Below are 12,333 nucleotides of genomic sequence, written 5' to 3'. Positions count from 1 at the left end.
GTCAGGGCGGGGTCGGCCGCCGTGAGGGCGTCGGCCGGCAGGTCGTAGCCTCCGCCGCGGCGGCGAGCAGCGTGCCGCCCGTACGTCCTGCGGGACGCACCTACGCTCAGCCCGGTGCGGACTCGCCGACCGCCGCACGCGTACGGGCAGCGGCGTCCGTACGCCCAGCCGCCGCGCCCGCGGCGGGAGCGGTGCCGGGCGGAACGGCGTCTCCCGCGGCGACGACGACGACGGGTGCCGCCCGGGGCCGTTCCAGCGCGCCGAACGCCGCCAGGCACAGGCCCAGTACGAGCGCGAAGACCGGCAGCCAGGCCAGCCGCGCCAGCACCCAGCCGGCACCGTCCGGCACCGTGTGCAGGCCGGTGAGCGGCCCGGTGAGGGGGTCGGCCGCGCGGCCCAGAGCGGTCACCGCGAGCATCGCCGTCTGGTGCCACAGGAAGACGGTCATCGCGGAGAGGTTGAGCAGGGCGACCCCCGCCCAGAGCAGCGGCCTGCGCATCGCCCTCCGCAGCGGTTCGCGGAGCAGCAGCGCCGCACCGCACTGGGCGAGTCCGAACGAAACGGCCGCCAGGGTGGGCGGGTTGAGGTTGGACACCTCCGCGCCCGGCACACCGACCATGCCGGCCGGGTAACCCGCCCACAGCACCAGGACCACCGTGCCCAGCACGCCCGGCACCAGCAGCGCGACGGCCGTACGGGCGCGGGCGAACGCGCCGCGCGCCCACGCGCAGCCCAGGCAGTACGGCACCAGCCAGCCCGCGAGGACGTTGACCCAGCCGAGCCCTCCCGGCCCGCCGCCGTAGCCGAACCGGAACAGGTCCACATGCAGCACCACGGCGAGCGGCCACAGCGGATGCAGCCTGGCGACCAGTGGCGTGAGCGCCGTCAGCGCGGCGAAGACCAGCAGGAACCACAGCGGCGAGAGCACCAGCACCAGCAGCGTGTGCACCGTCTCGTAGCCCGCGCCGGTCGCGAACAGCGCGCCCGCCACCACCGTCCACAGCACGAGCACCCCCGCCGCCGGCCGGAACAGCCGGTTCAGCCGGGCGCGCAGCCAACTGCCGTACGACGCCCCGCGGTCGCGCGCGGCCGCGTACCCACGGGCGGCGACGCAACCGCCGACGAGGAAGAACAACGCCAGGCTCTGCAGCACCCAGGACGCGGGGACCAGCGCGGGCAGGTGCCGCAGCGGGCTGTCGCCGAGCAGCTGACCCTCGTCGCCCAGGGTGAGCGCGGTGACCAGCCAGTGCCCGAGCACGACGCCGACGACGGCGAGGGCGCGCAGGGCGTCAACTGCCCGGTCGCGCCCGTACGGTGTCGCGGCGTCGATACGGGCGGCGGCGTTCCGTACGGAGTCAGCCATGGCTGACCGCCCCGGCGTCGCCGCGCGCGATCCGCGCGAGGTTGCGGAGCGACACGGAGTCGGGCCGCAGATAGTCGCTGTGCCCCGCGTTCCCGGCGGCGAAGCGGCGGGCGCCGAAGTCCGCGTCCAGCGGGTCCGGGCCGAGGCCGACGTTGCTGCCGAACAGGTCGGGGCCCGCGTGCGGGACGTGCGCGATCCAGTCGTCCGAGCCGCGCCCCGCCCAGACGCGGGCGCCGGTGCCCAGGCCGCCCGCGTCGGCGGCACCGGTGCCGGGGCTGCCGTAGAACGCGATGTCCGCGGCGGCCGACCCGTCGGCCGCACGGCCGCAGACGGCCGCACCGTACGAGTGGCACAGCAGCGCCACCCGCGCGCCGGGAGCCGCCCGGCGCAACGTGCCCGTGAACGCCCGCAGTTCGGCCGCGCCCTCGTCCGCGAGGCCGGTGGTGAGGACGTCCGAGCTGACCGTGTCCGGGGCGTCGTAGCCCAGCCAGGCGACGACGGCAACCCGGGCGTCGCGGTCCTGGCGCCGCGTCTCGTCGTACAGCGAACGGGCGGCGCCGCTCAGGGACTTGGTGGGGTTGCGCGTGCCGGGCGACGGGTCGTAGGTGTCCAGGGTGGTGTCCGAGCCCGGCACCAGTACGGCGACGCGCTCGGCCGTCGCCAGTTCGCCGAGCACCTCGACGGCGCGGCCGTCGCCCCGGCCGTCGAACTCCAGCAGGCTGCGTCCGGGCCCGGCCAGCGCGCGCAGCGCCGCCGCCCGGTCGCGGTCGCCGTGCGCCAGCGCCATACGGGCGGCATCGCGCGCGGCGTCGCGGCCGGCGGCGTAACGGGACGGCAGGGAGTCGGCCGTGACGGCGGGCAGCCGGGGCGGTACAGGGGCGGGCGTGCCCGCGTGCCCGGCGCCGGACAGCGGCACCACCACCGCCACGGCGATCAGCGCGGCCAGCAGCCCGCGGCGCAGCCTAGAACGGACCCGCCCCGGCGTACGCCACGAACGCCGCGTGCGCCGCGTACGCCCGTCCGCGGACGCGCCGACCCCCTGTGTCCGGCGCGTCCGCGGGCGCTCTCGTCGCAGCCTCATCCCAGCCCCTCCTCGCTCACCGGCCGCGGCGGCCGGTATGACCGAGAAGCTACGAACAAGGCCAGGTCAAGCGCGTCCCGCTGGGGAGCTCACCTGGGATGTGGCTCTGGAGTATGACGAGTACGGGGTGCCGCCCCCCGGCGCGGTCCCGGTTCAGGCTGCCGCATGCGGCGGGGCGCGCTCAGAGGCTCCGGTGAACGGTCCCCCGTACGCTCCTCCATGCCGACGGTCCGTAAGCCGTGTCGGCGACGGGCGACGCGTCGGCGAAACAGCGCCAGACCACGAGCGCTCCACTGGGGTGAACGCTGTACTGGAACTCGACGGGCTCCTCTCCGCCGGCACGGTCCTCGAACGAGAGGGTCCGGTCCGCGTCCTCGGCCGGCGGAAGCGGGACGGCAGTCGGAAACAGTGCGATATAGACAGACATGCCGTGGACTGTACCGAGTGCGGCCCTCGGCACTCCGCGGGCGCCGACGGCGCCGCCCGCCAGGCCCCCTGAACGGGCCCGTCCCGTGAACCGGCCGTGCCGTGAACGGGCCCGTGTCGGGCGGCAGTCGTACGTCAGCGGTCGGTCGGGCTGTCCGTCCAACGCGGGATGTGGCGGGCGGGTCCACACTGCCAGGATCGGCGCATGAGCACTTCCACCGCGGGGCAGTACGCCTGGCCCGCCCATCTCGACGTCGGCGCCGTCCGGTTCGCCCGCCCGACCGCGCGCTACGACGCCGTCCTGGCCTTCTACCGGGACGACCTCGGGCTGCCGGTGCTCGCCGCGTGGCGGGACCACGCGGGGTACGACGGTGTGGTGTTCGGGCTGCCCGGCACGCCCGTGCACATGGAGATCACGCAGCACGGACAGCCGCCGCACATACCCGAGCGGCACCCCGAGAACCAGCTGGTGCTCTACCTGCGCGGTCCGGAGGCCGTCGAGGCGGCCGTACGACGGCTCACCGAGCGCGGCCACACGTCCGTACCGGCCGCGAACCCGTACTGGCCCGAGCGCGGCGCCGTGCTCTTCCCGGACCCGGACGGGTGGCTGGTCGTGCTCGCCCCGTGGGTGTTCGGCGAGGAGGACCCGCCGGTCACCAACGGCCCCGGTGGCTGACACCGCTGTCGCCGGGCGCGGTGGAGGCGCCCGGCGCGGGGGTCAGTTGGCGAAGGGCACGGCCTCGGACGGGTCGTTGTGCCAGTTGGTGGCGATGGGCTTGTTGACCGTCACGGTGTGGGGGAGGTCAAGGGTGACGGGGTTGTACTCGTCGCCCTCGACGGCGAGGTGGAGCACGTCGAACTGCACGCCCCCGTCCTCGTTGACGCTCTTGGGGTTGACGCCGAAGTAGGCCTTGTTCATGCCGGAGACGGTGACCCTGTCGCTGGGGCCGTGCTCGGCGGGGGAGACCTGGGTGTCGGCGTCGGAGCCGAAGGACGCGGAGGGGGTGACGCCCTCCAGGAAGCAGGTGACATGGGACTTGGCCTCGGCGGTGACGAGGAGGTAGCCGCCGGCCTGTGTCTCCTCGCTGACAGTGAAGTTCAGTTCGTCCATGTCGCAGGCCGTCGACGCGGCACCGGCTCCGCCGTCGCCGGTGAACGTGCCGGCGTTGGCCGTGGCGGTGGCGCCTGCCGCGAGGGCCAGCGCCGCAGCGGCGGCCAGGGCGAGGCGGGCGGAACGAGAGGCGAGACGTGTACGCATCGGAATCTCCATGGTGGCGAAGTCAGCTGTCCAGCGGGCTGCTTGGACGACCCCAGGCTGTGCCGCGAATCGTCCCGTCCGCCACAGAAGCCGGGCATTACGGGACGCCGGAACGCCGAAACGGGCGCTGACCAGCAGAGACACCGACCGCCTGGAACGCGTGACTGGAACGGCTGACTGGACGGACACCGCCGCCGGACGGGCAGCGCTCCGGCGCGAACAGGCGTCAGCGGCGGCGCACCCGCGTCGTACGGGCGGTCCGCAGGGGCGAAGAAGGCAGGCGCGTCATGGGGGTTTCACCTCGAACTCCCCCCGTGCCCATTCTCCTGACGAGGCGGCGGCTCTATCTTGACGCTGCCCTTCCCCCACACCGGAGGCATACAACCCATGTCCAGAGTCACCCCCGCGCGTCGCGCCAGATCCGCCGTCACCGCGGGCGCCGCCACCCTCGCCCTCACCGCCGCCGCCACCGTCGCCCTCGCGGGCCCGGCGCCCGCGCAGGACCGCCAGCCGTCGTCCCCCCGGGCGGCAGCCGCAACCTACGCCCAGACCACCGGCGTCGGCGTGCACAACGCGTACGAGAAGGACAAGTACGCCACCTTCTCCGAGGCCCTCGACTCCGGCGCCTCCCTCCTCGAACTCGACGTCTGGACCAGCAACTTCGGCAGCGGCTGGCGCGTCTCGCACAGCGACCCGTTCGGCAACAGCAACAACTGCGAGAACGCCGCCGCGGCCCTCGGCCCCGGCGCCACGGCCGCCGACCAGAGCTTCGACGGCTGCCTCGCCGACCTCCGCGCCTGGCACGACGCGCACCCCGGGCACGCGCCCGTCATGCTCAAGGTCGAGATGAAGGACGGCTTCAACGACAAGGGGGGCCGCGGCCCGGACGAGTTCGACGCGCTCCTCTCCGAACGCCTCGGAGACGCTCTCCTCCGCCCCTCCGACGTGGTCGGCGACCATGCCACGCTCGACGAGGCGGTCCAGGCCGGCGGGTGGCCCGAACGGGACGCGATGGCCGGGAAGTTCCTGTTCGAGCTGATACCGGGCACGGTCGAGGAGGGCAACCCGGCCGACGACCTGTGGACCGACGAGGAGTACGCCACCCACCTCAGCACCCTCGCCGCCGACAACCGGCTGGACCAGGCCGCGGCGTTCCCCGCCGTACACGGCGCGGAGGCGGGCGACCCGCGGGAGGCGCGGTACGAGGAGGCGCTGCGGCCGTGGTTCGTCGTCTTCGACGGTGACGCCAAGGCGTACGCGGGCGGGAGCATCGACACCCGCTGGTACCGGGAGCGCGGCTATCTGCTGGTGATGACCGACGCGCACAACGTCGATCCGCCCATCGACGCCACCAACCCCGAGGAGCAGCAGGCGCGCGACCGCGTCACCGCCCTCGCCGCCGCGCACGCCAGCTTCGCAACCTCGGACTGGTATCCGCTGCCGCAGGTGCTGTCGATGGTCGTGCCGCGCGGGGAGTAGCGGCACCGCACCCCACCGCACACCCACCGCACCGCCTCACCACACACAGGGCGCGCGCCCTCAGCCGTACGGACGTACGGGCGCGCGCCCTCACCTTCGCCGCTTGATTCGACAGCTGTCCATATTGACGTTCCCTACCCCAGGGAGGAGACTTATATTCACAATCTTCAATACAAGCCACTGAGGTGACAGCAATGGCTGAACACTCCACTGACCTGCGCGAGACCGTACGGGCCCGGTACGCCGCCGCGGCCACATCGGTCACCTCCGGCGCGAGCCGGAGCGAGGGCGGGTGCGGCGTGCCGGGTGAGGGCGGCTGCTGCGGCCCCGAGGCGGTCGAGGTCGACGACGGTTTCGGCGCCGCGCTCTACGCCCCCGAGGAACGCGGCGGCCTCCCCGCCGAGGCGCTCGCCGCCTCCCTCGGCTGCGGCAACCCCACCGCCGTCGCCGATCTCCGCGAGGGTGACCGCGTGCTGGACCTCGGCTCCGGCGGCGGCATCGACGTCCTGCTGTCCGCCCGCCGCGTCGGGCCGACGGGCCGGGCGTACGGCCTGGACATGACCGACGAGATGCTCGCCCTCGCGCTGGCCAACGCCAGGAAGGCAGGCGCGGCGAACGTCGAGTTCCTCAAGGGCACCATCGAGGCCATCCCGCTGCCCGCGGACACCATCGACGCCGTCATCTCGAACTGCGTCATCAACCTGTCGACGGACAAGCCCGCCGTGTTCGCCGAGACCTACCGCGTCCTGGCGCCCGGCGGCCGCTTCGGCGTCTCCGACGTCGTCGCCGACGACGCGCTCAGCCCCGAACAGCGCGCCGAACGCGGCACGTACGTCGACTGCATCGCCGGTGCACTGTCCTTCGCCGAGTACCGGCAGGGCCTGGAGGCCGCCGGGTTCACGGACGTCGAGATCACCCCGACCCACGCCGTCGCCGAGGGCCTGCACTCCGCGATCATCCGCGCCACCAAGCCCGCCGACCACCCAAGCCCGTCCGGCGTTTGAGAACGAACCCGAGCGGCCACCGCCGCCGCGCGTGGCCCTTCGACGGGTCACCGGCAGGCCCCTCGCGGCCGAGGGCCGTCCTCGGGTGCCGGACGGGCTGAACGGCGTGCGGGCGCGCGCCTTTCAGTGGTCCAACCGCGGAAATCCCGGTCCGTTTCGCGGTGTCGTGCGGCAATCGCGACGACAGTTTCCTTCAGCGCAACAAGAAAGTCATTCGTGTTGCTGTACGCGGGGTTGTTGCCTCCGTGGGCGTGGTGCCTTACTTGGCTACGCGCCTCTTAGCTACGCGCGTAACCCGGTACCTCCGAACGGCCAACGGAAGGAAGCCAGATGACCCGCACCCCCCACATCACGGGCCGTACGCTTCGCCTGCTCGCAGTCGCCGCCTCCGCCGGCGGGCTGATCGCCACCGCCGTCGCGGTGACCCCCGCCGCGGCCCAGCCCGCGGCCGCCGCTTACCAGGCGTCCTGCCCCACCGACGCCCAGATCAGCCAGGGTTACCACGAGGGCCACGACGGCGTGGACCTCGCCAACGCCCTGGGCACGCCCATCTTCGCGGCCGGTCCCGGCACCGTCACCGAGTCCGGTGAGGCGAGCGGTTACGGCCAGTGGGTCCGTATCAAGCACGACGACGGGTCCGTCACCGAGTACGGCCACATGTACGAGCGGTTCGTTGCCGTCGGGGACACCGTGACCGGCGGGCAGAAGATCGCCTCGATGGGCAGTGAGGGCCAGTCGACCGGGCCGCACCTGCACTTCGAGGTGCATCTGGACGGCGGTTACGGATTCGGTGACGACCCGTTGGCCTACATGGCCGAGCGCGGCGTCCAGCTCCCCTGCGTGCCGTAACCGGAACCGGAACGCCACCGCTGCCACCGCCGCACCCCGCCGACTCCCCCGCACCGCCCCGCCGTCCGCAGGAACCGGTCACCTGATCCGGCCGGTCCCGCGCGGCGAGCGGGTAATTGCCCACCACTACCGGCTTCCCTGGCACCACCGGCGCGCCGCACGCGGCCGCCCACCTCCCCCCACTGCCGAAGGAGACCAGCACATGGCCACGAGGAACGACAGACCAGACTCGGCACCGGAGCCGGCGCGCCGGCCGGCCCCCCGATCGCCGCGGCTCCCCTCCGCGTTCGACCGCCGCGCTCTGCTGCGCGGAGGCCTGGGCGCGACGGCGGCCGTCGGCGCGCTCGCGCTGGGCAGCACCGGGATCGCGCACGCAACCCCCACGGCGTACGCGGACCGGCTGTCCAGCGCGACGGGCGCGAAGAGGAAGGGCACAAGGGCCGTCGCGCCCGAGCCACGGGTCTACACCACCGCCGAGTGGGAGGCCCGCCCGCCGGACGGCGACATCGTCGTCCTGGACCGGGTGCCGACGTTCATCGTCGTGCACCACACGGCCGACCCCGGCAACAGCGAGGACTACTCGCTGGAACACGCCATGCAGATCTGCCGGGACATCCAGAACTACCACATGGACGGCCAGGGCTGGGGCGACACCGGCCAGCAGTTCACCAACAGCCGCGGCGGCTTCGTACTCGAGGGCCGGCACGAGAGCCTCGGCGCCGTACGCGACGGCTCCAAGCACGTGCAGGGCGCCAACGTCGGCGGCCACAACAGCGAGGTCATCGGGATCGAGAACGAGGGCATCTACGTCGAGGTCGACGTGCCCCAGGCGCTCTGGGACTCGCTCGTCGGACTCGTCGCGTGGATCGCCTACCAGTACGGCACCGCCATGGAGAACATCCAGGGCCACCGGGACTTCAACTCCACCGAGTGCCCCGGCGAGGTGCTGTACGGGCGGTTGCAGGAGCTGCGTGACGCGGTCGCCGGCGTGCTCGGCGTGCAGTCCGCGACGCCCGCGCTGTGGCCGCTGCTGCGGCCGGGCGACAGCGGGCACCAGGTCCGCGCGGCGCAGCACCTGCTGCGCGCGAAGGGGTTCGAACGGCTGCCGGTGGACGGCGTGTTCGGTACGGCCACCAAGCAGGCCGTGGCCAAACTGGCGGACACGCACGGCGTGGAGCAGATCGAGTGCGCCGCGCTGCACCACCGTACGACCGACGAGACGGGCTATCTCGGCTCGGACATCTGGCCGTTGCTCACGCCGCACGTACGGGCGGGGGAGAACAGCGAGGTGTCCAAGGCGGTCAGCACGCTGAAGGGCGCCACGCGCGAGAGCGTCCCCGCGGACGCGCTCGGCGAGCTCGACTGGAAGCGCCTGCTGGCCTGAGGACCACCGTCCGGTCCGGCCCGGGCGGTAGGCCGGACGGTCGCGCACCGGCCGTCCGGCCGCAAACCCCCAGACTGGCGTACCGGTTGGGTGACCACGGAGGGGTCACCCAACCGGCGCGCCTCACCCCGTCGCCATGAGTACGACACCCCTCGAATGCCTCCCACGCAGCCGTGACACGAGCCGTGACATGTGTCGTCTGAAGTCATGACACATGTCACCGCCGAGGGAACCGAGCACCCGCTCGTCCCGGACCCGGCTCCGCCGAAGGGCGCCGCGTGCGGTTCGACCGTACGCACCCCGCGCTGGGCCGCGGGATCGGGTTCCTGTCGGCGGCCGTGCTCGTCGCCTCCCTGCGGCTCCTCGTCACCCAGATCGCCGCGAAGGCCGGGGCCTTCACCCCGCCCCTCGCGCTGCCCGTGTGGCTCAACGTCGCGACGGTGCTCGCCGGCGTGGCGGCCAGTACGGAGCGGGCGCTGCGGCTGCGCTACAGCCGGCTGCTCGACGGCGCGGCGGGGTGACGCGCCGCCTTGCCCGCGACGGTACGACCGCCCGTACGGGCCGTACCGGCCGCGGGCCCCATGCCGCCGCGCCTCAGCGCAGCGCGTCCAACAGCACCCCGAACGCCGGGGTGTTCGGGGTGACCGGCGCGTAGTGGCCGCACGCCAGCAGGTGCAGCCGGGCGCCCCAGTCGTTCGTGTACCGGCGCGACAGCTCCACCGGAACGATCCGGTCCGCCGTGCCGTGCAGGATCTCCACGGGCACGCGCGGCATCTGCTTCATCGGGTCGGCGTCGTACAGCCGGTCCGACCAGCCGTTCCCCGGCTTCTCCTCGCCGGCGAGGAACTCGGCCACCGCCCCGTCGCTCAGCCGCAGTTCGTGCGCGCGCACCAGGTCCGCGACGGGCGCCACCGCGAGGATGCGGGCGCTCGCCGCCCGCTCCCGTTTCGCCGCCGCCCACAGCGCGAGCTGGCCGCCCGCGGAGTGGCCGAGGAGGACATGCGGCGGCGCGCCGAGATGCTCCAGCGCGGCGTCGACGTCCTCCGCCGTCTGCGGCCAGCCGCCGCCACCGCCCGTACGGCGGTACTCCACCAGCTCGACCGCGTACCCGCGCTCGGCCAACGCCGCTGCCAGCGGCGACAGATGGGTCCGGTCGTACTTCTCCCGCCAGAACCCGCCGTGCAGCACGGTGATACGCGGGCCGCTGCCCGCCGTCCCGTACAGATCGACGAGCTGCGAGGGGTGCGGTCCGTACCGTTCGGTGCGCTCCGGCGCCACGGGCTTCAGCCCGAGCAGCGCGTCCTGTTCCGTTTCATCGCTCAACCGACGACCTCCCCCAGCGCACGCGCCGCGCGCTCCGCGTCCCCGAACGAAGTGTAGAGCGGGGTGAAGCCGAAGCGCAGTACGTCGGGCCGCCGGAAGTCCCCGATCACGCCGCGCTCGATCAGCGCGGCCGTCACCGTCTCCGCGTCCGAGCACCGCAGGGAGATCTGGCTGCCGCGCAGCCGCTGCGCCGCCGGCGTGACGCTGCGGACACGGCCGCCGCGCACGTACGCGCCGACGCAGCGCAGGAAGAAGTCCGTCAACGCGAGGCTCTTGGCGCGTACGGCGGCGATGTCGACGCCGTCCCACACCGTCAGCGCCTCCTCGAGCGCGAGCAGCGACAGGATGTCCGGGGTGCCGACACGGCCGCGTACGGCACCGTCCGCGGGCACGTAGCCGGGGGCCATCGCGAACGGGTCGGCGTGCGAGTTCCAGCCGGGCAGCGGGGAGTCGAAGCGGTCCTGGAGCTGCTGGCGCACGTAGAGGTACGCGGGGGAGCCGGGGCCGCCGTTGAGGTACTTGTACGTGCACCCCACCGCGAAGTCGACCTGCTCCGCGTCGAGTCCGACCGGCAGCGCCCCGGCGCTGTGGCACAGGTCCCACACCACGCGGGCGCCCGCGTGGTGCGCGTACGCGGTGGTGCCGGGCAGGTCGTTGAGCTGACCGGTGCGGTAGTCCACGTGGTTGACGAGGGCGACCGCCGTGTACGGGCCGAACGCCGCGGGCATCTCCGCGGCGGGCAGCGCGCGCACCGTGGCGCCGGTGAGACGGGCCGCGGACTCCGCGATGTAGCCGTCGGTCGGGAACGTCGCCTCGTCGACCAGCACCTCGTGCCGCCCCGGCGCGTCCTCGCGCGCCATGCGGACGGCGGCGACGACGGCCTTGAAGACGTTCACGCTGGTCGAGTCGCCGACCACGAGCTGGCCCGGCGCGGCGCCGACGAGCGGCGCGATGCGGTCGCCGACCCGTTCCGGCGCGGTCCACCAGCCGGACTCGGACCAGGACCGGATGCGCAGCTCGCCCCACTCGCGGGCCACGACGTCGGCCAGCCGGGCGGGTACGGCGCGGGGGAGGGCGCCGAGGGAGTTGCCGTCGAGGTAGACGGTGGCGTCGTCGAGGACGAACTCGTCGCGCTTGGCGGCGAGTTCGTCGCCTGCGTCGAGCTTGGCGGCCTCGTCGGCCAGGTCGACGGGCGGCTGCGCGGATCCGGTGGGACCAGCGGGGTCGGTGGGGCCGTGGGCCGTGGGCTCAGACATGGCTGCGCGCCGTCCACAGCTCGGGGAACACGTTCTTCGCCGCCCGCTTCTCCAGCCAGGCCACCCCCGCCGAGCCGCCCGTGCCCGTCTTGCTGCCCATCGCGCGCCGGGTGGCCACCAGGTGGTCGTTGCGCCAGCGCCACACCAGCTCGGCGACCTCCGTCAGCGCCTCCCCGAGCCGTACGACGTCGCTGCCCTGGTCCCCCGCGTACGCGCGGGCCCACACCGCCTCGACCGCCGGATGCGGCTCGTGGCGCGCCGCCAGGTCGCGCTCCAGCACCTCGTCCGGCACGTCCTCGCCGCGCCGCGCGAGGAAGCGCAGCACCTCGTCGTACAGGCTCGGCTCGTGCAGCGCCTTCTCCAACTCGCCGTACACGCGCGGCGCCCCGCGGTGCGGCACCAGCATCGACGCGGACTTCTCGCCGAGCAGGAACTCCAGCCGCCGGTACATCGCCGACTGGAAGCCGGAGCCCTCCCCGAGGGCGGAGCGGTACGAGTTGAACTGCGCCGGCGTGAGATGGGCGAGCGGCTCCCAGGACGCGTTGAGCGACTGCAGCTCGTACGTCGAGCGCTTCAGCGCGGCCAGCGCGCCCGGCAGGTCGTCCTGCCGCAGCGACGCGGCGGCGCTCTCCCACTCGTGGACGATCACGGTGAACCACAGCTCCATCACCTGGGTCGTCACCAGGAACACCATCTCGCCCGGATCGTCCGAGAGCGGGTGCTGGAGGTGGGTGAGGACGTCGGCCTGTACGTAGTCCTCGTACGGCGTCGTGCCTGCGAAGTCGAGCGCGGGGGCCTGTGCTGCGTCCTCGGGGACATCGGAATCGTGGGACATCGCTGTCTCCTCAATGTGACTTCCGGGTAGCGGTCCGCTCCTTCCTCGACGGTTGTGGAGCCCCGGTCCCCTGGG

13 protein-coding genes are annotated in these 12,333 nt (G+C 73.5%); 6 read left to right on the top strand and 7 right to left on the bottom strand.

The window, feature by feature from the left end:
- Positions 1-106 precede the first annotated feature (106 nt).
- From DVA86_RS03270 to DVA86_RS03260, 3 genes are all read right to left on the bottom strand, one after another.
- On the bottom strand, positions 107-1,363 hold the full coding sequence (locus DVA86_RS03270; protein WP_245996324.1) for an acyltransferase family protein: 1,257 nt from the start codon (positions 1,361-1,363) through the stop codon (positions 107-109).
- Positions 1,356-2,444 carry an alpha/beta hydrolase gene (locus tag DVA86_RS03265; protein ID WP_208875624.1) on the bottom strand — a complete coding sequence of 363 codons (1,089 nt, stop codon included), beginning with the start codon at positions 2,442-2,444 and terminating at the stop codon, positions 1,356-1,358. Before DVA86_RS03265 ends, DVA86_RS03270 begins: the two co-directional genes overlap by 8 nt.
- 181 nt (positions 2,445-2,625) lie before the next feature.
- Positions 2,626-2,871: a hypothetical protein gene (locus DVA86_RS03260; RefSeq protein ID WP_208875623.1), complete on the bottom strand. Its 246-nt coding sequence runs from the start codon at positions 2,869-2,871 to the stop codon at positions 2,626-2,628.
- Positions 2,872-3,075: 204 nt separating this feature from the next.
- Here DVA86_RS03260 and DVA86_RS03255 point away from each other — a divergent pair, with 204 nt between their 5' ends.
- A complete protein-coding gene (locus DVA86_RS03255) occupies positions 3,076-3,546 on the top strand; it encodes a VOC family protein (protein WP_208875622.1) in 471 nt (156 codons plus the stop codon).
- A 42-nt stretch (positions 3,547-3,588) separates the two neighbouring features.
- Here DVA86_RS03255 and DVA86_RS03250 read toward each other — a convergent pair whose 3' ends face one another.
- Complete coding sequence (locus DVA86_RS03250) at positions 3,589-4,128, bottom strand: DUF4232 domain-containing protein (RefSeq protein WP_208875620.1); 540 nt, start codon at positions 4,126-4,128, stop codon at positions 3,589-3,591.
- 387 nt (positions 4,129-4,515) lie between these two features.
- Here DVA86_RS03250 and DVA86_RS03245 point away from each other — a divergent pair, with 387 nt between their 5' ends.
- The 5 genes from DVA86_RS03245 (at position 4,516) to DVA86_RS03225 (ending at position 9,365) form a co-directional block, all read left to right on the top strand.
- Entirely contained in the window at positions 4,516-5,607 is a 1,092-nt protein-coding gene (locus DVA86_RS03245) for a phosphatidylinositol-specific phospholipase C domain-containing protein (protein WP_208875619.1), read from the top strand.
- Between the two features lie 194 nt (positions 5,608-5,801).
- The gene (arsM, locus tag DVA86_RS03240; RefSeq protein ID WP_208875617.1) at positions 5,802-6,611 is read left to right on the top strand and encodes an arsenite methyltransferase; all 810 of its coding nucleotides are present in this window, start codon (positions 5,802-5,804) and stop codon (positions 6,609-6,611) included.
- Positions 6,612-6,941: 330 nt separating this feature from the next.
- Positions 6,942-7,460: a M23 family metallopeptidase gene (locus DVA86_RS35895; RefSeq protein ID WP_208875615.1), complete on the top strand. Its 519-nt coding sequence runs from the start codon at positions 6,942-6,944 to the stop codon at positions 7,458-7,460.
- A 202-nt stretch (positions 7,461-7,662) separates the two neighbouring features.
- Entirely contained in the window at positions 7,663-8,844 is a 1,182-nt protein-coding gene (locus DVA86_RS03230) for a peptidoglycan recognition protein family protein (RefSeq protein ID WP_208875613.1), read from the top strand.
- A 278-nt stretch (positions 8,845-9,122) separates the two neighbouring features.
- The gene (locus tag DVA86_RS03225; RefSeq protein ID WP_208875611.1) at positions 9,123-9,365 is read left to right on the top strand and encodes a hypothetical protein; all 243 of its coding nucleotides are present in this window, start codon (positions 9,123-9,125) and stop codon (positions 9,363-9,365) included.
- A gap of 73 nt (positions 9,366-9,438) precedes the next feature.
- Here the strand turns inward: DVA86_RS03225 and DVA86_RS03220 are convergent, their stop codons facing one another.
- From DVA86_RS03220 to DVA86_RS03210, 3 genes are read right to left on the bottom strand one after another with little or no spacing between them, the layout of a single operon-like run.
- Positions 9,439-10,167, bottom strand: a complete 729-nt coding sequence (locus DVA86_RS03220) for an alpha/beta hydrolase family protein (RefSeq protein ID WP_208875609.1) — start codon at positions 10,165-10,167, stop codon at positions 9,439-9,441.
- The gene (gene kynU, locus DVA86_RS03215; RefSeq protein WP_208875607.1) at positions 10,164-11,423 is read right to left on the bottom strand and encodes a kynureninase; all 1,260 of its coding nucleotides are present in this window, start codon (positions 11,421-11,423) and stop codon (positions 10,164-10,166) included. Before kynU ends, DVA86_RS03220 begins: the two co-directional genes overlap by 4 nt.
- Positions 11,416-12,258 (bottom strand): tryptophan 2,3-dioxygenase family protein, encoded by an 843-nt coding sequence (locus DVA86_RS03210; protein ID WP_208875604.1) that lies wholly within the window; start codon positions 12,256-12,258, stop codon positions 11,416-11,418. The genes kynU and DVA86_RS03210 overlap by 8 nt, the downstream gene beginning before the upstream one ends.
- Positions 12,259-12,333 lie beyond the last annotated feature (75 nt).

The organism is Streptomyces armeniacus, assembly GCF_003355155.1.
Lineage (GTDB): Bacteria > Actinomycetota > Actinomycetes > Streptomycetales > Streptomycetaceae > Streptomyces > Streptomyces armeniacus.
The sequence above is the reverse complement of the archived record's forward strand: the minus strand, read 5'-3'. Positions and strand labels throughout refer to the sequence as shown.